General features: G+C 60.6%; 15 protein-coding genes. 2 read left to right on the top strand and 13 right to left on the bottom strand.

Features of this window, described 5'->3' with window-relative positions; translation table 11 throughout:
- The first annotated feature begins 103 nt into the window (after positions 1 to 103).
- On the top strand, positions 104 to 613 hold the full coding sequence (locus tag ACTD9P_RS07035; protein WP_003233516.1) for a 6,7-dimethyl-8-ribityllumazine synthase: 510 nt from the start codon (positions 104 to 106) through the stop codon (positions 611 to 613).
- 133 nt (positions 614 to 746) lie between these two features.
- On the opposite strand, the gene astE is transcribed toward ACTD9P_RS07035, so the two are convergent.
- The 7 genes from astE to ACTD9P_RS07000 form a co-directional block, all read right to left on the bottom strand.
- Positions 747 to 1,751, bottom strand: coding sequence for a succinylglutamate desuccinylase (gene astE / locus ACTD9P_RS07030; protein WP_438867157.1), 1,005 nt, complete (start codon positions 1,749 to 1,751; stop codon positions 747 to 749).
- Positions 1,752 to 1,762: 11 nt separating this feature from the next.
- A complete protein-coding gene (locus ACTD9P_RS07025) occupies positions 1,763 to 2,053 on the bottom strand; it encodes a hypothetical protein (protein ID WP_003214319.1) in 291 nt (96 codons plus the stop codon).
- A gap of 37 nt (positions 2,054 to 2,090) precedes the next feature.
- Entirely contained in the window at positions 2,091 to 3,437 is a 1,347-nt protein-coding gene (gene astB / locus ACTD9P_RS07020; protein ID WP_438867156.1) for an N-succinylarginine dihydrolase, read from the bottom strand.
- 188 nt (positions 3,438 to 3,625) lie between these two features.
- Positions 3,626 to 5,095 carry a succinylglutamate-semialdehyde dehydrogenase gene (gene astD / locus ACTD9P_RS07015; protein WP_438867198.1) on the bottom strand — a complete coding sequence of 490 codons (1,470 nt, stop codon included), beginning with the start codon at positions 5,093 to 5,095 and terminating at the stop codon, positions 3,626 to 3,628.
- Complete coding sequence (gene astA, locus ACTD9P_RS07010; protein WP_438867155.1) at positions 5,092 to 6,117, bottom strand: arginine N-succinyltransferase; 1,026 nt, start codon at positions 6,115 to 6,117, stop codon at positions 5,092 to 5,094. Before astA ends, astD begins: the two co-directional genes overlap by 4 nt.
- 49 nt (positions 6,118 to 6,166) lie before the next feature.
- Positions 6,167 to 7,186 carry an arginine/ornithine succinyltransferase subunit alpha gene (aruF, locus tag ACTD9P_RS07005; RefSeq protein WP_169985057.1) on the bottom strand — a complete coding sequence of 340 codons (1,020 nt, stop codon included), beginning with the start codon at positions 7,184 to 7,186 and terminating at the stop codon, positions 6,167 to 6,169.
- Between the two features lie 257 nt (positions 7,187 to 7,443).
- Positions 7,444 to 8,664, bottom strand: a complete 1,221-nt coding sequence (locus ACTD9P_RS07000; protein WP_438867154.1) for an aspartate aminotransferase family protein — start codon at positions 8,662 to 8,664, stop codon at positions 7,444 to 7,446.
- Between the two features lie 299 nt (positions 8,665 to 8,963).
- Here ACTD9P_RS07000 and ACTD9P_RS06995 point away from each other — a divergent pair, with 299 nt between their 5' ends.
- On the top strand, positions 8,964 to 14,021 hold the full coding sequence (locus ACTD9P_RS06995; RefSeq protein ID WP_438867153.1) for a dermonecrotic toxin domain-containing protein: 5,058 nt from the start codon (positions 8,964 to 8,966) through the stop codon (positions 14,019 to 14,021).
- Between the two features lie 6 nt (positions 14,022 to 14,027).
- On the opposite strand, the gene ACTD9P_RS06990 is transcribed toward ACTD9P_RS06995, so the two are convergent.
- The 6 genes from ACTD9P_RS06990 to ACTD9P_RS06965 form a co-directional block, all read right to left on the bottom strand.
- Complete coding sequence (locus ACTD9P_RS06990; RefSeq protein WP_017138427.1) at positions 14,028 to 15,008, bottom strand: GlxA family transcriptional regulator; 981 nt, start codon at positions 15,006 to 15,008, stop codon at positions 14,028 to 14,030.
- Positions 15,009 to 15,305: 297 nt separating this feature from the next.
- Positions 15,306 to 16,070 (bottom strand): ABC transporter ATP-binding protein, encoded by a 765-nt coding sequence (locus ACTD9P_RS06985; RefSeq protein WP_003214336.1) that lies wholly within the window; start codon positions 16,068 to 16,070, stop codon positions 15,306 to 15,308.
- Between the two features lie 27 nt (positions 16,071 to 16,097).
- On the bottom strand, positions 16,098 to 17,210 hold the full coding sequence (locus ACTD9P_RS06980) for a succinylglutamate desuccinylase/aspartoacylase family protein (protein WP_438867152.1): 1,113 nt from the start codon (positions 17,208 to 17,210) through the stop codon (positions 16,098 to 16,100).
- Position 17,211: 1 nt separating this feature from the next.
- Entirely contained in the window at positions 17,212 to 17,910 is a 699-nt protein-coding gene (locus ACTD9P_RS06975; RefSeq protein WP_058422264.1) for an ABC transporter permease, read from the bottom strand.
- Entirely contained in the window at positions 17,907 to 18,596 is a 690-nt protein-coding gene (locus ACTD9P_RS06970) for an ABC transporter permease (protein ID WP_017138431.1), read from the bottom strand. The genes ACTD9P_RS06975 and ACTD9P_RS06970 overlap by 4 nt, the downstream gene beginning before the upstream one ends.
- 91 nt (positions 18,597 to 18,687) lie before the next feature.
- Entirely contained in the window at positions 18,688 to 19,473 is a 786-nt protein-coding gene (locus tag ACTD9P_RS06965) for an ABC transporter substrate-binding protein (RefSeq protein ID WP_438867151.1), read from the bottom strand.
- Between the last annotated feature and the right edge of the window lie 671 nt (positions 19,474 to 20,144).

The following is a 20,144-nucleotide window of genomic DNA, read 5'->3' as shown; positions in this document are numbered from 1 at the left end:
GGGCCGCGCGCTGAACTCATGCCTGCATGACGCCGCTGTTCGTACCCTTGAAATCCCATTCGATTCATAACGCCCTGTTTTTTTCTTAAACAGGAGTCAGAACATGCAACCCACCGCAATCGACAGCAAAAGCAAAAACCATCACGGCGAGCGCGTCGCGTTTATCCAGGCCTGCTGGCACAAGGATATTGTCGACCAATCGCGCAAAGGCTTCCTCGCCGAAATGATCGCCCAGGGCTACCAGGAATCGGACATCGATTTCTTCGAAGTCGGCGGCGCCTTTGAAATGCCCCTGCACGCCAAGCTGCTGGCCAAGACCGGCCGTTACGCCGGCATCGTTGCCGCTGCGCTGGTGGTGGACGGTGGCATCTACCGCCACGAATTCGTTGCCCAATCGGTGGTCAGCGGCCTGATGCAAGTGCAGCTGGAAACCGAAGTGCCGGTGTTCTCGGTGTCCCTGACCCCGCATCACTTCCACGCGGGCAGCGAGCACCACACCTTCTTCTACGAGCACTTCGTGCACAAGGGCCAGGAAGCTGCGCGTACTTGCGCCGACACGCTGCACAAGGTGCGTGCGATCCGTCGCAGCGAGCCGCGTGCTGTAGCGGTCTAAGCAACACTGCAAAACCAATGTGGGAGCGGGCTTGCTCGCGAAGGCGGTCTATCAGTCAGCTTATGTATTGACTGACACTGCGCTTTCGCGAGCAAGCCCGCTCCCACATTTGGATCCCGCCAAGCCTTTAGATTTATGCCAGGCCAGCATCCGTGGTCGGCACGATCAATATCCCCGCCCGCAAACCATTCTTGACCTTCGGGTTCGGGAAAATGATGCGCGCGCCCTCCTCCTCGATCACCCAGCGGGTCTTGGCCACGTCTTCAGCCAACAGGTAGCCCTTGGCCAACGGCGAGAAGTTTTCCACATCCGCCGGCAGGTGCAGCAGAAACGCATCACTGTGCTTGATCACTTCGCGTGAGACGGCAAACAGTTGCAAGCCATCGACGCTCTCGGTTTCGGGCTCATTGCCCTCGATGATCTGCTTGAGGCGGGTTTCCAGGCGTGACACATCCACGCCCTGGTTCTGCCCGAACGGCCGCGCCTTGCCCAACTCCAGGGTGAAGGCTTCGGCGTCCAGTTGCTCGTAGGTGAACGCGGTAAAGGTGATCGAGGTTTTGTTCTGCAGCAACACCGCCTGCATACCGGCAGCGTTCAGGCGCGCCAGCTCATGGCGCGAATGCTGGCGCCCGTCCTTGAACGGGTACAGCGCGAACTGCTCGATCTTCGAGCCGCGAATGGCCGTGTGCAGGTCGTAATGCAGGCGCGAACGGTCCGGCAGGCTGAAGAAGCTGCGAGCCAATTGCTCAAGCTCGGCGGCGCGCATGGCCTCCGGGCCGATGTTTTGTTCGTGGCGGCCGTTGAACAGCCGGTTGACGTCCAGTTCCAGGTAACGCTCGCCGCGGCGCATGGCCTCGGGGTTACCGAACAGGAACAGAATACGCGTGCGAGGCTTGATCTCCCCACGGGCGATGCCATGCAACAGGCGGTCGAGCAGTTCGATCGGCGCGGTTTCGTTGCCATGGATGCCGGACGACAGCAGCAGGTCGCTGCCGTTGTCCAAGGCCTGCGGAGGGCGCACTTCGAGCGCGCCTTCGCTGAGCCAGCGCATCTGCACGCCGTCGACAGTCAGTTGAATTTTTTGCGCCGGTTCGCGACCGGCGAGGGTCAGTTCAAGCAGTTTGCCGAGGGCGAGCATAAGCAGCTTCCTTAGTGGTTGCAGCCAGGGCCGTGAACGTGATCGTCGTCATCACCTTCAACGTCGGCCGGTTCCATTTCCAATTGCAGGCTCATCAGGTTGGTGGCCAGCGGGCGCATCAGCAGGTTGGCGTATTCAGCGTCACCTTCTTCCACGTCCACGCCGATCAGCAGTTGGCCACGGCCGTCGTGCTGGATCCAGATTTCCTTGCCCTGCCACACCACGGCAACGCGGGTGCAGGAGGTTTCCAGCTGGGTGCCGTCGGTGTCTTCAAGGATCAGTTTCAGGGTGTCGGTGGTCATAAATAGTTCTCAGCACAGGGTGTAAAAAGAGGCGGATTTAATTGATCTGGAAAGGATAAACCGAGCCCAGTTTAAGGATTTGCGTCAGTTCATCCAGTGCCGTCCGGCACTCAAGCAGCAATTGCGGGTCAGCCAGGTCGCTTTCACGCAGGCTGTCGCGGTAGTGCTTGTCGACCCATTGGGTCAGGGTTTCGTACAACGGCGCGGTCATGATAACGCCTGGGTTCACCGCCGCCAGTTCCGTTTCATTCAAGGCCACACGCAAGCGCAGGCACGCTGGGCCACCGCCGTTCTGCATGCTTTGCTTGAGGTCGAACACTTTCACTTCACGGATCAGCCCACCGGACGCGGTCAGGCCTTGCAGGTACTGCCAGACACGCTCGTTGGCGCGGCATTCTTCCGGCACGATCAGCAGCATCGAGCCGTCGGCGCGGGTCAGCAACTGGCTGTTGAACAGGTAGGAGCGCACCGCGTCCTCTACGCTGACCTGGGCGCGGGGCACACACACCGACTGGAAGTTGCCCCCCAGCTTGCCCAACTTGCCTTGCAATTCGGCGAGCATCTGCTCGGTATTGAGGAACGCGTCCTCGTGGTAGAACAGCACTTCGCCGTTGCCCACTGCGATCACGTCATTATGGAACACGCCGGCGTCGATCACCGCCGGGTTCTGCTGGCCGTACACCACGCCGTCGTCTTTCAAACCGTGCAGACGTGCAACCGCCTGGGAGGCTTCGAGGGTCTGGCGCGCCGGATATTTTTGCGGCGCCGGGTAACGGGTGTCGAAGGCACTGCGGCCGAACACGAAGAACTCAACCCCAGCCTCGCCGTACTCTCGGCAAAAACGCGTGTGGTTGGCCGCGCCTTCGTCGCCGAACTGCGCCACCGCCGGCAACGCGGCGTGATGGGCGAAGTGTTTGCCGTCAGCAAACATCGCCCCCAGCACACGGCTGGTGGTCGGGTGCTCGATGCTGCGGTGGTATTTACAGTTGAGGTTGGCAGCAGTGAAATGCACGCGGCCATCCGCCGTGTCGGCGCTCGGGCTGACCGTGGCAGCGTTGGCCACCCACATGCTCGACGCCGAGCAGCTGGCCACCAGCAAAGGCATCGCCTGCTTGGCGGCTTGCTGGATCACTTGGGCGTCAGTGCCGCTGAAGCCTAAGTTGCGCAAGGCGGCCACATCCGGGCGCTCTTGCGGCGCCAGCACGCCTTGCACAAAGCCCATGTCCATCAGGGCTTTCATTTTCTGCAGGCCCTGCAACGCCGCTTCCTTGGGGTTCGAAGACTGCTGGCTGTTGCTCTGAGACGCGACGTTGCCGTAGGACAAACCGCCGTAGTTATGGGTCGGCCCCACTAGACCGTCAAAATTGACTTCATAGGATTTCATCGGCGAGGCTCCACGAACATCTGTTTTTATAGGCATCAAATTACTTGAACACACCACAAATCAACTGTGGGAGCGGGCTTGTGTGGGAGCGGGCTTGCTCGCGAATACGGTGTGTCAGTCAATACATCTGGCGACTGAACCACCGCTTTCGCGAGCAAGCCCGCTCCCACATGGGCCCGCACCCACCTTTAGATCAGCGTAATGCCCGGGGTCAGCGTTGCCGGGACCACCAGGCTTGGGGTTTCCAGCGACGCCACCGGGTACGCGCAATAGTCCGCCGCATAATAGGCGCTGGCGCGATGGTTGCCCGAAGCACCCACACCGCCGAACGGCGCAGTACTGGCAGCGCCGGTCAGCTGTTTGTTCCAGTTGACGATACCGGCGCGGCTTTCCAGCCAGAACTGCTGATAGCGCGCTTCGGAGTCCGACAACAGCCCCGCGGCCAGCCCGTATTGAGTGTTGTTGGCCTCGGCAATCGCCCCGGCAAAGTCAGCGTAGCGGATCACTTGCAGCAATGGGCCGAACAGTTCTTCATCTTCGCGCTCGGTCACGCCGGTCACGTCGATGATGCCTGGCGTCAGCAAGGCCGCTTGAGCCTGAGGCTGGGTCATTTCCAGCAGCGCTACCGCGCCATTGGCCAGCATCAGTTCCTGGGCGTCCATCAAGGCTTTGGCCGCGCCAAGGGAAATCACTGACCCCATGAATGGCGGCGGCTGCTGGTCAAACGCACCGACTGCGATGGTCGCGCTCACCGCCACCAGACGCGCCAGCAAGGCATCGCCCCAGGCGCCTTCGGGCACCAGCAAGCGACGGGCGCAGGTGCAACGCTGGCCAGCCGAAATAAATGCCGACTGAATAATGGTGTAGACCGCCGCGTCCACATCGGCCACTTCGTCGACCACCAATGGGTTGTTGCCGCCCATCTCCAGGGCGAGGATCTTGTCCGGACGCCCGGAGAACTGCTGGTGCAGATGATTGCCCGTGCGGCTGGAGCCGGTGAAGAACAAGCCGTCTATGCCTGGGTTGGCCGCCAGCGCTATGCCGGTTTCCCGCGCACCTTGCAGCAGGTTCAGCACGCCCGCCGGCAAACCGGCTTCGATCCAGCATTGCACGGTCAGCTCGGCGACTTTTGGGGTCAGCTCGCTCGGCTTGAACAGCACCGTGTTACCCGCCAGCAAGGCCGGCACGATATGCCCGTTGGGCAAATGGCCCGGGAAGTTGTAAGGGCCGAACACCGCCACCACACCGTGGGGTTTGTGACGCAATACGGCCGTGGCGTCGCCCAATGGGCCGCTCTTTTCGCCGGTTCGTTCGCGGTAGCTTTGCACCGAGATGGCAATCTTGTTGGCCATGCTGGTGACTTCGGTGGCCGATTCCCACAGGGGCTTGCCGGTTTCCTCGCCGATGCAGCGGGCGATTTCATCGGCGCGCGTTTTCAGCGCGGCGGCAAAGGTTTCCAGCATGCTGATGCGCTCGTCCAGCGGGCGGCGCGCCCAGCCTGGAAACGCCTGGCGCGCTGCCTGCACGGCGGACTCAACCTGTTCGGCGGTGGCGCCATTACCGGCCCACAGCACCTGTTGGGTCACCGGGTTGCGCGATTCAAACAGTTCACCCTGGCCAGCCAGCCAGCTACCTGCGATATACAGCGAATTCATTATTTCGACTCCCGAGCAGCAGACAACGCAACAGCGCGCACTTGATCACCCACCACCAGTTGCAGGCGCTTGGCGGTTTGCGGATCGACCACCAAAGTGCCTGCCGCCAGCCGGGCCGGAGCGGCCGTAATGCGGCACTCCTCGCGCTTGCGGTTATGGATCAGGAACGGCGTAGCGTCGTCCCCCGGCGTGCCGATGGCTAACACCAGCGACTGGCTGTCACGCACCGCACGGATTTTGCTGGTTTCACATTCCACCGCCGGGCCGGCGTCGAAGATATCGACATAGCCCTGGTAGCTGAAGCCTTCACTCTTGAGCATGCTCAGCGCCGGCTCGGTGTCGGGGTGAACCTTACCGATGACATGGCGCGCGTCTTCAGACAAGAAGCAGCTGTACAGCGGAAACTTGGGCATCAGCTCAGCGATAAACGCCTTATTGCCCACGCCGGTGAGGTAGTCAGCCTGGCTGAACTCCATCTTGAAAAAGTGTCGCCCCAGGCTTTCCCAGAAAGGCGAACGCCCGGCTTCGTTGGACACGCCACGCATCTCGGCAATGATCTTGTTACCGAACAGCTGCGGGAACTCGGCGATAAACAGCATGCGCGCCTTGGCCAGCATGCGGCCGTTAAGGCCGGTACGGTAATCGGCGTGCAGGAACAACGAGCACAATTCGGAATTGCCGGTGAGGTCGTTGGCCAAAAACAGCGTCGGAATCTCGCGGTAAATGTTCAGTTCCTGGGAAGCGCTGACCGTGAGGCCGACCCGGAAGTTGTACCAAGGCTCACGCAGGCCGACGGCACCGGCGATGGCAGAAATGCCCACCACGCGGCCTTCGTCGTTTTCCAGCACGAACAGGTAGTCGGCATCGCCACGCCCGGCTTCGCCACGGAAGGTTTTTTCCGCCCAGCCAACCCGGTGGGTCAGGCGTTCTTCGTTGGCCGGCAAGGTGGTGAGGCCGGTGCCGGTGCTGCGCGCCAGATCAATCAGGGCCGGTAAATCGCTGCTGCGTACGGGACGAACGATCATGCTATCTCCTCAGACGGGCCGCTTTGCAGCCACCCGCGAAACTCTCTTTTTAAACCGCTACCAGGCGCACACTCGCGCCTTCACCAACGCCCAACGCTTCGGCCGCTTCCAGGTCCAGGGTCACTGGCTTGCCGGGCGCGTAATCCAGTTCCAGCATCACCGCGCGGTAATCCTGCAACTGCGCGTTGCTTACCAGGTACTGGCGGCCAACACCCTTGGCCATCTCGCCGATTTTTACCGGCACCACGCGGCTCTGGGCGATCGAGCGAATGCCCGAGACCCGTGCGTGCAACGTTGGGCCGCCGTCGAAGATGTCGATGTAGTGGTCGGTCTCAAAGCCTTCGCGCATGAGGATGTCGAAGGTGATCTGCGCACGCGGGTGCACCTGGCCCATCGCCTCCTGGGCTTCGTCCGGCAACAGCGGCACGTAGATCGGGTAGTGCGGCATCAGTTCGGCGAGGAAGGTGCGGCTTTTCAGCCCGCACAGGCGCTCGGCGGCGGCGTAGTTGAGGTCGAAGAAGTTGCGACCGATGGCGTCCCAGAACGGCGAGTCACCGTTCTCATCGCTGTAGCCGACAATTTCGGTCACCACCGAGTCGGCAAAGCGCTCGGGGTGGCTGGCGACGAACAGCAGGCGGCCGCGGGAATTGAGTTCCGACCACGGCGAACCGACCAGCGCAGGCTGCACGTAGAAACTGGTGAGCAGGCTGTTGCCGGTGAGGTCGTGGCACTGGGAAAGCACGTGGATCTTGTTGTGGATCTTCAGCTCGCGGGAAGCGTGCACGAAGGTCTCGTTACGGAAGCTGTAGAACGGCTCCGAGTAACCGGCCGAGGCGACGATGGCCGAGCAGCCGGCAAGCTTGCCGGTCTCGGTGTCTTCGAGCACGAAGAAATAGCTTTCTTCACCGTTGAAACTCACCTCGGCCGCGAAGGACGCTTCGCTGGCGGCGATCTTGTCGCTCAGGCGTTCCACATCGTCCGGCAAGGAGGTGACACCAATCGGGCTGTCCGCAGCCAGACGCTGTACCTCGCCCAGATCAGCCATTTGCGCGGGGCGCATCACCAGCATGGTGTCACTCCTTAACTCGAAAAACTCACAGAGGGAAAAATGCCGGACAGGTTTTGAATCAACACAGGGTGTAAGCGCACGTGTGTGGCGAGGGAGCTTGCTCCCGCTGGGCTGCGTAGCGGCCCCAATATTTTGGGAGCGCTACGCACTCCAGCGGGAGCAAGCTCCCTCGCCACACAAGCGGCTCCCAGATTGGATTCTGGTCCGGCATTTGAAATATGTGCTCGACGTCTGATCACCAGACGCCAAGCGGTCCATCACGCTTGCGTCAGCGTCTTCACAGCACGTTCGAAGCGGTCCAGGCCTTCGTTGATATCCGCGTCTTCCACCACCAGACTCGGTGCGAAACGCACCACGTCGGGGCCGGCTTGCAGGATCATCAGGTTTTCTTTTTCGGCCGCGTTGAACACGTCCTTGGCACGGCCTTTGAACGCATCGCTCAGCACGCAACCGATCAGCAGGCCCAGGCCGCGCACTTCGGTGAAAATGCCATATTGCTTGCCGATCTGCTCCAGGCGTGCCTTGAACAGGTCGTGCCTGGCGTTCACACCGGCCAGCACTTCTGGGGTGTTGATCACGTCGATCACCGCCTCGGCCACCGCGCACGCCAGCGGGTTGCCGCCGTAAGTGGTGCCGTGGGTGCCGACCACCAGGTGCTTGGCCAGGTCTTCACGGGTCAGCATGGCTGCGATCGGGAAACCACCGCCCAGGCTCTTGGCGCTGGTGAGGATGTCTGGCGTCACGCCGTAATGCTGGTAGGCGAACAGGTGGCCGCTGCGGCCCATGCCGGTTTGCACTTCGTCGAACACCAGCAGCGCGTTGTTGGCGTCGCACAGTTCGCGGGCGCCTTGCAGGTAAGCCAGCTCGGCCGGCAATACGCCGCCTTCGCCCTGGATCGGCTCCAGCACCACGGCGCAGGTCTTGTCCGACACGGCGGCTTTGAGCGCGGCCAGGTCGTTATAAGGCACGTGGGTGATACCGGTGATCTTGGGCCCGAAACCATCGGAATACTTGGACTGGCCACCGACGTTGACGGTGAACAGAGTGCGGCCGTGGAAGCTGTTCAGCGCGGCAATAATTTCGTATTTCTCGGTGCCGAAACGGTCGAACGCCACGCGACGGGCCAGCTTGAACGCGGCCTCGTTGGCTTCGGCGCCGGAGTTGCAGAAGAACACGCGCTCGGCAAAGGTGGCGTCAATCAGTTTATGGGCCAGGCGCAGGGCCGGCTCATTGGTGAACACGTTGGAGACGTGCCACAGCTTGTTGGCCTGTTCGGTCAGTGCACCGACCAGCGCCGGGTGGGCGTGGCCCAATACGTTGACCGCGATGCCGCCGGCAAAGTCGATCAGCTCGCGACCGGCCTGGTCCCACACGCGCGAACCTGCGCCACGCACGGGGATAAAGGCGGCAGGTGCGTAGTTGGGCACCATCACCTGGTCGAAATCGGCACGTTGCACCGGGGCTTGCTCAACGGACATCGGAGTCTCCTGAAGAGGAACGCCTGCCTGGAACTGGCGGGCGATGCAGGGATTGTAAGGACAGTTTTCAGCGCGGCCTTGCCGCCAAGCGACAACTTCTTATAGCGCCAACCCGCGTTTTTGGCGGGTTTACGCCAATGCGACAAATAGCGTCGCAATGGCGCAGTTTAAACGTTGCATCGTTTGAGAGGCAGGGGCATCGCCTGCTGATTTCAAAGGTTGCGTCAACTATCTGGCCCCCGGGTGCCAATCAGGCTTGCTGTGATGAAGGTGACTCAACTCACTGAAGGATCAGCCACATGTCCATCCTCACACTGACGACGATCAGCCATCGGCTCAAACAGGCCGCAAGCAAAGTGCCTGCCGGGGTTCATACCCGTCTGCCGCAATGGTTGGCAAATGCGTCAAACGCCAGGCTCCAGACCTTGAAAAGCACCTCGCTTGACTTTGCAGACTGGCAGGCCAGCGCCAGCCGCGAGCAACAGGCTGCGCTCAAGCAGGCCACGGAGAAAAGCTGGGCGGCGCAAAACGCCCTGGACACGGCGCTGGCCGACCTGAAAACGCCGCAAGCTTTCGCCGCGCCGTTGCTGCAAAACGCGCTCAAGGCGCAGTTTGATATCGCGCCCGATGTCAGTAGCACCTACCTGCGCCTGTACGCGCCCCTGACGATACCGCTGTTCCCCATCGAAACCGGGGGTGTCAAAGCCTGGACCGTATCGTTGGTGGACGCGGCGCTGCACAACTTCGACGCCGCAGAAAGCGAAAAAGCCGCCTACACCGCAGAGTCAACCTTCATCACCCAACCCTCCGCTTCGGGGCAGTTCGATACTTTGCCTGCGCTGAAGGGCAAAATCAGTATCGAGGAATTCATCGGGCTGTGCCGTGAACTGGACATCGGCGCGCAATACCAAGGCTACCTCGAAACATTTTTCGGTGGCAAAAACGCCACTCGCAAAGCCGCGCTGCGCAGCAAGGTGGTCGAGAGCCTGAAGGCCGAGGCCCAGGCGGCAGTGCACATGGCACGCCTGAAAAAAGATGGCAGCAACGCAGTGCTGCGCACCCTGCAGGAGCAGCTCAAAGGCTTCAGCGGCCTGACGCTTGAAGGCAAGACGCTGCTCAACCACAGCCTGAGCCTGATGGATGCGCCACTGGCCGGCATTGTGCTGTTTGCCGCAGACCTGGAGTTGCACCACAGCGAAGCCCCCATGGTGGCGTACATCCCTGGCGACCCAATGGCCCCCCTCAAGTATTACGCCAACGGCATAGCGTTTATTCAGGACCTCTGCGAAAAACTACGCGATACCGAGTACCAGGCGTTCTTCAGCCGCTTCGTCAACCACGAACACCGCGCCTACTTCTTTGCCGACCTGAACAACCGCTTATCCGAGGTGATCTGGCATCAGCCGACTCCCGGCGACCCAAGACCGGCATGGCGCGCCGAGCCGATCGCCAAACCCAAACTGCAGTTGCATGCGACAAAAATCAGCGGTGACCTGTATGAGCATCTGTATGAGACCAAGCTCAGCAAATTGCTCAACGATGCGCGAGACATCGCCGTGTCCACCGCCGACGTCGACAGCAAGGCACGCTGGCAGCGCTGGGACATTGTGCAGAAAATCGGCAAAGCCCTGCTCGAAGTCGCCGCCTTCATCGCAACCCCCTTCATTCCACCGCTAGGCCTGCTGATGCTCGGCTACACCGCCTACCAACTGATGGATGAGGTTTTCGAAGGCATCATCGGCTGGGCCGAGGGCCTCAAACGCCAGGCATTCGGGCACCTGATGTCGATCCTTGAGCAAATGGTGCAACTGGGCATGTTCGCAGTTGGCGCACCGATTGCCGAAGGCCTGCTGCGAGAGACACTGCCGCGTGAAGTCTGGGACTTCCTTGACGGTCTTCACCCGGTCACCACGAGCGACGGAAAAACCCGCTTATGGAACCCGGACCTGGCGCCCTATGCCCATGACATTCAACTGGCCGACGAATCACAGCCCAACCGCGAAGGGTTACACACCCTCGCCGACAAACAGATCCTGGCGCTCAACGGGCAGCATTTTTCCGTCAAGCAATCCACCGGCAACGCCATGCTGGCGCACCCAACCCACGCGCATGCCTACAGCCCACCCATTATTGGCAATGGAAAAGGTGCCTGGCTGACACCACTGGACCGCCCACTGACATGGGATCGCACCACCTTGCTGCGCCGCCTCGGCCCACCCGCCGACAGCATCAGCGAAACACGCCTGGAGCAAGCCCATCGCATCAGCGGCACCGACGACGGCGCCCTGCGCAAGCTGTATATGGACAATCAGCCGGCGCCACCCTTGTTGGCCGACACACTCAAGCGCAGTCTTATCGATCAACAATTGCAAGACTTCATCGACCAAATGAACAGTGATGACCCACTGATTTATCAAAAGGCCGATGTGCAGACCCAGCTCTGGCTGCTTAGCCAGACAGGCCTGTGGCCCGAGTCTAAAACGTTGCGCTTTCTCAACGCCAAAGGTGAAACCGTCTGGGAACATAAGGGCCGGGAAGACGCCGCCGTGGCGCAAATACACGAAGCCCAGATGAACAACGGCGGCTTGCTCAAGACCTTGCTGGAAACCCTGGACGAATCAGAACGCAAAACCTTGCTCGAAGAAGACTTCGGTACACCTGCCACGCAACTGCACGTGCGCGCCGCAAAACTGCGCAAACAGCTGGCAAGCAAAGCCCAGGACAAACGCGCCTCGATGTTTGACTCCCGTTATCGCGGCTTAGAAATCACCAAAGACGCCCGCCTGCAAAAAATCCTCGACACCACACCCGGCCTGCCGACCAGCGCCGGCGAAGAAGTGTTGCTCGGCGCCACCGGCCAGGACCTGTTGGCAATCGACCAGGGCAACGTGCCCGCACACCTGGTTGAACGCGCACGCTGGGCGGCACATCAGGTCAGAATCAGCCGAGCATATGAAGGCCTGTACATGAGCACGCTGGAAACTGCCGACACCCACCGGCTCGCCCTGCACTCCCTGGAGAACCTGCCGGGCTGGTCGCCGCAGGTCCGCCTGCGAGTGCGCGACTTCAGCCGCACCGGCCCGGTCCGCGATGCCGTCGGCTCCGCCGAGGCGCCGATCCAGCGCCTGCTCGTGCGCACCATTGAGGGTGACTATATTCCCGAAGACAGCAAGGGCACCCTGCTGGGCGAAACCGATTTTTATACCGCCGTGCTCCAGGCGCTGCCCGACGCGCAGCGCGGCGCACTGGGTATTCATATCGGGCAAGGCCCACGTTTGAAAGAAACCCTGCGCCAGCACACATTGGGGCGCGAGGACGTCGGCGCGCTGCTGGCCGAAGCACCTGTGCTCAAACCGGCCTACGACCCGACACTGATGCGCCTGCCCGGCGGCATGGAAGGCTACGAGGCAAGCCCCTCGGCGCCGGACGGCAGCGCGCAGCCGACACTGGAAGAACGACTGCACGAATTGTATCCGCGCCTGAGCCCCAGCGAGTTGAACGCCGTACTGGTGTCGATGCAACACGACCCCGGCACGCCGTTACTCACCCTGCAATACCTGAAACAGGAGTTCTCACAGTTAAACAACCGCCTGCTGGCCTGGCGGCAGAATGTGCCGCAAACATTGCTGGGCACCGACCTGCCGTTAAACCGCTGGACAATTGCCTCAGAACAGCAGAACCGCTTTGTCTGGGCCCAACGACTAATCAGTGCCTGGCGCCACGAAACACCATTGGACCCACCGTATGACAATGGACACTTTTTACAACTCAACCAGCCCATATACGGCGAACTGCCCCTACTCGATACCGGTTTCGGGCACATCACCAGTCTGGAGTTGAGGGGCTACCTCACCACCCGAGGCACACCGGTTTTCCTCGCGCGTTTCCCCGGGCTGCGCCGGCTGGCCATCAGTGACATCGCCCTGAGAACCCTGCCTGCCGAGATCACCGCATTGACCCCCCTCAATGCACTGACCCTGCGTAACTGCGCGCTCAACCTGACCACCCAAAGCCGCGCAGACCTCGCCAACCTGACCGCACTTCACACCCTGGATCTTGCCAACAACCCGCTGGCGCTTGCCCCCAATCTGGAAAACATGGCCCACCTGCAAACGCTGGACCTGAGCAACACCGGGCTGTCCCTGCTCCCCAGTGGCCTGCTTGACCGGCCGCTGTTGAGAAGCATCAACCTGCGCGACAACTACCTGCGCAGGCTACCCGATACGCTCTTTTCCCTGCCCGCCACCGCTGCCAGGGCCTTTGACCTTTCCGGCAACCCGCTCTCACGCGCGACCCTGCAAAGGATCAAAACCTACTGCCAGGCCACCGGAGAACATTTTGGCGCAGACGCCAACCCTGCCGAGTTGCGCCTGGCTCAGGCGCTTTACCCGACCTACACCCCCTATGAAGCCAATCAATTTATCTTCAGGCTGCCCGGCAGCCTGGATGAATCAATGGCGGCACTGGTAGACCTGACCGCAGACTATGAACGCCTGCAGGCGGACCTGCAGGAGTGGGTCGTGAATGTACCCACGCGCGATCCGTTCATAGACCAACCCATGGGCGAGGTGTCACGCGCAGAGCAACAACTCATTCGCGGGCAACTCAAGGACATACTGGAGGAAGGCTGGCGCCGCGAAACCAGCCTGAATTTAAATCATGAGCCGCCGGCACAGACCCATCAAATGGCAATAACACTGCCGCTGCTGGGCGATTTGCCAAAACTGAACGTGGATTTCAAGCACGTGACCCGGCTGGACATGCGAGCGCAGGAAACCACCTCAATACCTGATGGCTTTCTGGCTCGGTTCCCCAACCTGGAAAGTTTGCTGATCCACCGTTATCGGCTGCAAGACATCCCCGCCGATGTGTTCAATCTGCCCAGGCTGAAGACCCTCAGCCTGACGCGAAGCCATCTGCGCCTGACCCCCAGCAGTGTCGACGCCTTGAGCGACCTGCACACCCTGGAATACCTGGACCTGAGTGACAACCCGCTGGAACTCACGCCCGATGTGAGCAAAATGTCTGGCTTGACCACCTTGATGATGGAAAGCAGCGGGCTTACCGAGGCACCGCGCGGTACCTTCAACCTGCCGGAGCTCACGCAACTGAACCTGGGCAATAACCGTATTACTGAACTGCCCACCGACCTGCTGGAGGTCGACCCTGACGCTGCGGCAGGTTTCGATTTGAGCGACAACCGGTTCTCACCCGCCACCCTTGCCATGTTGCGTCGTTACTACAACCGCACGGCGGTGGATTTTGACGTGCCGCAGGCTCGGCAACCGGCGCCCATCAACTCCGACACAGAGACCGAGTCCTCAGCCACTTCGTCCGAAACAGAGGGGGAGCAGTAAAGCGGCTCAACCGCGCTCGGACGGCACCGACGACAGCTCAAACGGGCTGCTGCTGCGCCGCTGGTTACGGTCTTCACGCGGCGTGGCGCCGAAGAAATTGCGGTAGGCGCTGGAGAAGTGCGGCCCCGAGGAGAAACCGCACGACAGGCCGATCTGGATGATCGACTTGCTGGTTTGCATGAGCATCTGGCGGGCCTTGTTCAGGCGCAGTTCCAGGTAGTACTGGCTCGGGACGCGATTGAGGTACTGCTTGAAGATCCGCTCGAGTTGTCGTCGCGACACGCACACGTGCTGGGCAATTTCGTCGGTGGTCAGCGGTTCTTCGATATTGGCTTCCATCAGCAACACCGCCTGGGTCAGCTTCGGATGGCTGGAGCCCAGGCGGTTTTGCAGTGGGATGCGCTGGCGCTCGCCGCCTTCGCGGATGCGCTCCACCACCAGCTCTTCGGAGACCGCACCGGCCAGTTCGGCGCCATGGTCACGGGCCAACACCGCCAGCAACAGGTCGAGCACCGACATGCCGCCGCAGGCGGTCAGGCGGTCGCGGTCCCAGTCGAACAAATGGCTGGTGGCGATCACCTTGGGGAAACGCTCGGCGAAGTCATCCTGCCAGCGCCAATGCACGGCGGCGCGGTAGCCGTCGAGCAAACCCAACTGGGCCAGTGGGTACACGCCCGCCGACAAGCCACCAATCACACAGCCCGCCCGAACAAGCTGCTTGAGCGCGGTGCTGAGCTGAGAGGCGATCACGGTCGGCGGTTCGTCCGCCAGCAGGAACAGTTTCTGGAAGCCTTCAAGCTTGCCGGCCCAAGGCTCGCCCGGTAATTGCCAGGCCCCTTCGGTGCGCGGTTCGGCCTGCAAGAACGACAGTTCGTACACCACATCCGGATGCACCCGCTGAGCAACGCGCAAAGCCTCCTCAGCCAGCGCAAGCGTGAGTGCTTTTGTGCTGGGCCAAATCAGGAAACCAATTTTATGGGCGGTCATGGAGTGCTATCCGAAACGAAGAACGGTGATGAAGACAAAGGCCAATGCTAGCCCGGAAACCAACACAAATCTCAAACCATATGAGATCTAATGTGGGAGCTGGCTTGTTGTGGCGAGCAAGCTTGCTTGCGCTGGGGTACGAAGCACCCCCAAACGCCGGCTCCAGCTGCGCTGTCGTGCGGGACGGTGCGACGACTCGCCAAGCTCCCTCGCCACAACAAGCCAGCTCCCACAGGAAACGAGGCGACCTCAAGGCTGCGAAATATGCACTATTTGAGTGCACAAAAGCAGTCTTGATTATTTCAAGCTACCGGACAGGAACTGCTGCAACCGCTCGGACTGCGGGTTCACCAGCACTTCACGCGGGTTACCCCGTTCTTCGACGATGCCTTTGTGCAAAAACACCAACTGGTTCGAGACTTCACGGGCAAAGCCCATTTCGTGGGTCACCACCACCATGGTGCGGCCTTCCTGGGCCAGGTCCTGCATCACCTTGAGCACTTCACCGACCAGCTCCGGGTCGAGGGCCGAGGTGGGTTCGTCGAACAGCATCACCTCCGGCTCCATCGCCAGGGCGCGGGCGATGGCCACGCGCTGCTGCTCGCCACCGGACATGTGGCCGGGGAACGCATCCTTACGATGGCCCACGCCGACTTTGGCCAGGTAGTGCTCGGCCTTTTCACGCGCGTCTTTTTTCGACATGCCCAACACATGCACCGGCGCTTCCATCACGTTTTCCAGCGCAGTCATGTGCGACCACAGGTTGAAATGCTGGAACACCATGGACAGGCGCGAACGCATGCGTTGCAGTTGCTTCGGGTCGGCGGCCTTCATGGCGCCGTCCTTGTTGGCCACCAGTTTCAGCTCTTCGTTATTGAGCAGAATCTTGCCGGCGTGGGGTTGCTCCAGCAGGTTGATGCAGCGCAAAAAGGTACTTTTGCCCGAACCACTGGAACCGATGATGCTGATCACATCACCGGCCGCTGCGGCCAGGGACACGCCTTTGAGCACTTCATGACTGCCATAGCGTTTATGCAGGTCTTGGACTTCAAGTTTGTACATGCGGTCGGTTCTCACAAAAACAGGTGGTCAGTCGTTGAGCAAGCGCCCGTGACGCAGCGCTTCGCGCCCCGCCACCTTGGCCAGCCAGAAACCCGCTTGGGCATAACGTAGCCGTTCAACGGCAAACAACACCCCGGATGTACCCGCGCAGACAATGCTGACGCGGTCGGTCAGAGGGTCAATCACTTCAAAAATCTCATCGCCCGCCTGCACCGAATCACCGGCTTTACGCAGGTAACTGATGACGCCGGCATGGGGCGCGAACAACAATTCGGTGCCTTCAAACGGCAAGCCTTCGCACGCTTCGTATTGCGGCGCCGGCCATTGACCTGTGATCAAGCCCTGCTCGGCCAGGAACGCCAGGATGCCCTCGGCATGGAAAATCGCTTCATCACGGCCCGTGTCGGCCTGGCCGCCCAATTCCAGGGTAGTCGCCAGGCACGCCAGTGGAATCTGCGCGTCCGGGAACGCCTGCGACAGACGCAACCACGGCAGCGAGCACGCCTCATCAAACGAACTGCCGCCGGAGTCTTCCGCCAGCAGGCCGACTTTCACATTCAAGTGCGCCGACAACGAGCGCCACTGCGGCCAGTGCTGGGGCAACGCATACATGTGCAATGCAGCTTCGGCGTCGCAATGCAGGTCGAGCACCACATCGGCGCTGCAGGCGTGGCTGAGCAAAATGCGCTGCATGCCTTGCAGCTGACTGCTCGGCGCGGGCAATGCGGCGAGTGCGTCGGCCATCGCCTGGCGGATCATGCGCACATTAGCGTGGGCATCATCACCCAGCTTGCCCTTGAGCAACTCGGCAACCGGCGCGCTCAACTCGACGAAATCACGGTTGAAATTCTTGCCGCTACCCACCTCGAAACGCCCCTGGTGGCTGCCTTGCAGCAGTTGGCCCAGGCCCATCGGGTTGGCCACCGGCACCAACTCGATCACCCCGTTGAGGGCGCCTTGCTGTTCAAGCTCGGTAAGGCGCTTTTTCAGCTCCCACGCTGCGCGCATCCCCGGCAATTCGTCGGCGTGCAGGCTGGCCTGGATATAGGCCTTGCGCTCGCCACTGCCGAAGCGAAATACGCTCAGCTGACGCTCGCAGCCCAGCTGCCCCCAGGGCAACAGGTGATCGATACGTTCCATATCAATGCTTCCGTGGAGCCAGGTAGCTCAGCCAGCGGCGCTCGGCCAACTTGAACAGGCGTACCAGGATAAAGGTCAGGCACAGGTAGAACACGCCGGCGGTGATATAGGCTTCGAACGGCAAGTAATACTGAGCGTTCACGGTGCGTGCAGCACCGGTGATGTCGATCAAGGTGACGATGGACGCCAGGCTGGTGGTCTGCAGCATCATGATCACTTCGTTGCTGTACTGCGGCAGCGCGCGGCGCAGGGCCGACGGCAGCAGGATGCGGCGGTACAGCTTGTAGCGCGACATGCCCATGGCCTTGGCCGCTTCGATCTCACCGTTCGGCGTGGCCTTGAGGCTGCCGGCGATGATTTCGGCGGTGTAGGCGCTGGTGTTGATCGCAAACGCCAGGCACGCGCAGAACGTGGCGCTCGACAGCAGCGGCCACAGGAAGCTTTCACGCACCGCTTCAAATTGGGCCAGGCCGTAGTAGATCAAAAACAGCTGCACCAGCATCGGCGTGCCGCGGATCACATAGGTGTAGAGCCAGGCCGCACCGTTGATGACCGGCTGCTTGGACACACGCATCAAGCCCAGGGGCAAGGCGGCGAGCAGGCCGAAGAACAGCGAAATGGCCAGCAGTTTCAGGGTGGTTGCCAGGCCGCCAAGGTACAGCGGCATGGCTTCCCAGATGACGTTGTAGTCGAAGATCATAGATCAGCCGCCCTTACGCCTACCGAGTAGCGCTTCTCAAGGTAACGCAGGGCCAGCAACGATACGCTGGTGATCACCAGGTACATCGCCGCCACTGCGAGGAAGAAGGTAAAAGGCTCGCGGGTGGCGTCTGCCGCCTGCTTGGCCTTGAACATCATGTCTTGCAGGCCCACCACCGAAATCAGCGCGGTGGCCTTGGTGAGTACCAGCCAGTTGTTGGTGAAACCAGGGATCGCCAGCCGAATCATTTGCGGCACCATCACCCGGAAAAACACCTGGAAACTGCTCATGCCATACGCAAGGCCGGCCTCGGCCTGGCCCTTGGGGATGGCCATGAAGGCGCCACGGAAGGTTTCCGAGAGGTAGGCGCCAAAGATGAAACCCAGGGTGCCGATACCGGCGGCCAAGGGGTTCAAGTCGATATAGTCGTCATAGCCAAGCATCGGCGCGACGCGGTTAAGCAGGTCCTGGCCGCCGTAGAAAATCAGCAGAATCAGCACCAGGTCGGGGATCCCGCGGATCACCGTGGAGTACAAGTCACCCAGCCAAGCCAACCAGCGCACCGGCGACAGGCGTAACGCGACCCCGATCAGACCCAGAACAATGGCCAAGGCCATGGACGACAAGGCGAGCTGAAGCGTCAACCATGCGCCATCGAGGATGACAGCCCCGTAGCCGTTCAACATGATTCAGGTCCTCGAAAAGGGGGATGAAAAAATGGCGCAAACCTCAGGAATTCTGTTGCTTGCGCCATTGTGGACAGTCAGCTGCGACGAGTTACTTAGGGTCAGCGCCGTAAATATCGAAGTCGAAGTATTTGTCCTGGATTTTCTTGTATTCGCCGTTGGCACGAATCGCCGCGATGGCCGCGTTGATCTTGTCCAGGTCGGCCTTGTCGCCTTTACGCACAGCGATACCGATGCCGTCACCGAAGTACTTGGCGTCGGTGAACTGTGGGCCCACGAACGCGTAGCCTTTACCGGCCGGGGTTTTCAGGAAGCCATCTTGCAGCAGGGTGGCGTCGGCCACGGTGCCGTCAAGACGAGCGGCTTCCACGTCCAGATAGATTTCGTTCTGCGAGCTGTAAGGCACAACCGTGACACCTTTAGGCGCCAGGACTTCCTTGGCGAAACGATCGTGGATCGAACCGCGTTGCACGCCGATTTTCTTGCCCTTCAGTTCATCCAGGCTGTCGCTGACCTTAGTGCCTTCCTTCATCACCAGCTGCGCTGGGCTCAGGTAATAGCGGTTGGTGAAGTCCACAGACTTCTTGCGGTCTTCGGTGATGGACATGGACGACAGGATCGCGTCGATCTTGCGCACTTTGAGCGCAGGGATCAGGCCGTCGAATTCTTGCTCAACCCATACGCACTTGACCTTCATCTCAGCGCACAGGGCGTTGCCGATGTCGTAGTCAAAACCGACGATGCTGCCATCCGGCGCCTTCGAGGCAAACGGAGGGTAAGCCGCTTCGATACCAATTTTCAGAGGCTTTTCATCAGCGAAGGCCTGCATGGACAGCACGGACAGCGCCAGGGCGCCCAACAGCACAAGTTTCTTCATCTTGGGACTCCATCGGTATAGGGCAAAAAGCAGAATGAGCCGTGGCCCACGATGCGACTTAAGTGAAACCGAATAGCGGTGCTGCGTCCTACCCCGAATTGATACAGGAGACGACGAGCGAGTGATCGGCATTCTAACGACAGGCCGGAAGCCGATATTTCCTCAATGCGACAACAATTTACAGAAGCACTGAGAAAGCGGTTCCAGCACATTGACAGCCTCTGAATTTTATGCAGAGACAAAAGATATTAAACCTGTTGATGCTGCAAATTGCGGGCCTATTATTCGCAAACCCTTCTAGCACGGCAAGTCTGGCGTTTAATCTTATTTCCGAGGGCGTCTAAAACGCGGGTTTTCGGGGCACAGGCGTAGCACATTGCCTCAGGATTGGGCGTGGGGTTACACATTTAGAGCGGCCGGTAACATTCAGAAACCTCCTACGAAAGAAACCGATATTTATTGGCCTATGCACAGATCGTTCCCACGCTCTGCGTGGGAATGCATCCTGTGACGCTCTGCGTCACGCCCCAAGCGCGGACGCGGAGCGTCCAGGGCGGCATTCCCACGCAGAGCGTGGGAACGATCAGATGAAATACATTCCAAATGTGGGAGCGGGCTTGCTCGCGAATGCGGTGGGTCAGCTACATCTCTGCTCACTGATCCACCGCATT

This window comes from Pseudomonas onubensis (genome assembly GCF_965653655.1).
Taxonomy (GTDB): domain Bacteria; phylum Pseudomonadota; class Gammaproteobacteria; order Pseudomonadales; family Pseudomonadaceae; genus Aquipseudomonas.
This window is presented reverse-complemented; position numbering and strand designations above follow the sequence as displayed.

What these genes read in the sequence shown, in the direction of transcription:
- ACTD9P_RS07025 (WP_003214319.1), bottom strand. Translation starts at nt 2,053, where the DNA reads ATGACCACCGACACCCTGAAACTGATCCTTGAAGACACCGACGGCACC.
- ACTD9P_RS07035 (WP_003233516.1), top strand. Translation starts at nt 104, where the DNA reads ATGCAACCCACCGCAATCGACAGCAAAAGCAAAAACCATCACGGCGAG.
- ACTD9P_RS06970 (WP_017138431.1), bottom strand. Translation starts at nt 18,596, where the DNA reads ATGTTGAACGGCTACGGGGCTGTCATCCTCGATGGCGCATGGTTGACG.
- ACTD9P_RS06990 (WP_017138427.1), bottom strand. Translation starts at nt 15,008, where the DNA reads ATGACCGCCCATAAAATTGGTTTCCTGATTTGGCCCAGCACAAAAGCA.
- aruF (WP_169985057.1), bottom strand. Translation starts at nt 7,186, where the DNA reads ATGCTGGTGATGCGCCCCGCGCAAATGGCTGATCTGGGCGAGGTACAG.
- astA (WP_438867155.1), bottom strand. Translation starts at nt 6,117, where the DNA reads ATGATCGTTCGTCCCGTACGCAGCAGCGATTTACCGGCCCTGATTGAT.
- ACTD9P_RS06965 (WP_438867151.1), bottom strand. Translation starts at nt 19,473, where the DNA reads ATGAAGAAACTTGTGCTGTTGGGCGCCCTGGCGCTGTCCGTGCTGTCC.
- ACTD9P_RS06985 (WP_003214336.1), bottom strand. Translation starts at nt 16,070, where the DNA reads ATGTACAAACTTGAAGTCCAAGACCTGCATAAACGCTATGGCAGTCAT.
- astB (WP_438867156.1), bottom strand. Translation starts at nt 3,437, where the DNA reads ATGAAATCCTATGAAGTCAATTTTGACGGTCTAGTGGGGCCGACCCAT.
- ACTD9P_RS06995 (WP_438867153.1), top strand. Translation starts at nt 8,964, where the DNA reads ATGTCCATCCTCACACTGACGACGATCAGCCATCGGCTCAAACAGGCC.
- astE (WP_438867157.1), bottom strand. Translation starts at nt 1,751, where the DNA reads ATGCTCGCCCTCGGCAAACTGCTTGAACTGACCCTCGCCGGTCGCGAA.
- ACTD9P_RS06980 (WP_438867152.1), bottom strand. Translation starts at nt 17,210, where the DNA reads ATGGAACGTATCGATCACCTGTTGCCCTGGGGGCAGCTGGGCTGCGAG.
- ACTD9P_RS06975 (WP_058422264.1), bottom strand. Translation starts at nt 17,910, where the DNA reads ATGATCTTCGACTACAACGTCATCTGGGAAGCCATGCCGCTGTACCTT.
- ACTD9P_RS07000 (WP_438867154.1), bottom strand. Translation starts at nt 8,664, where the DNA reads ATGTCCGTTGAGCAAGCCCCGGTGCAACGTGCCGATTTCGACCAGGTG.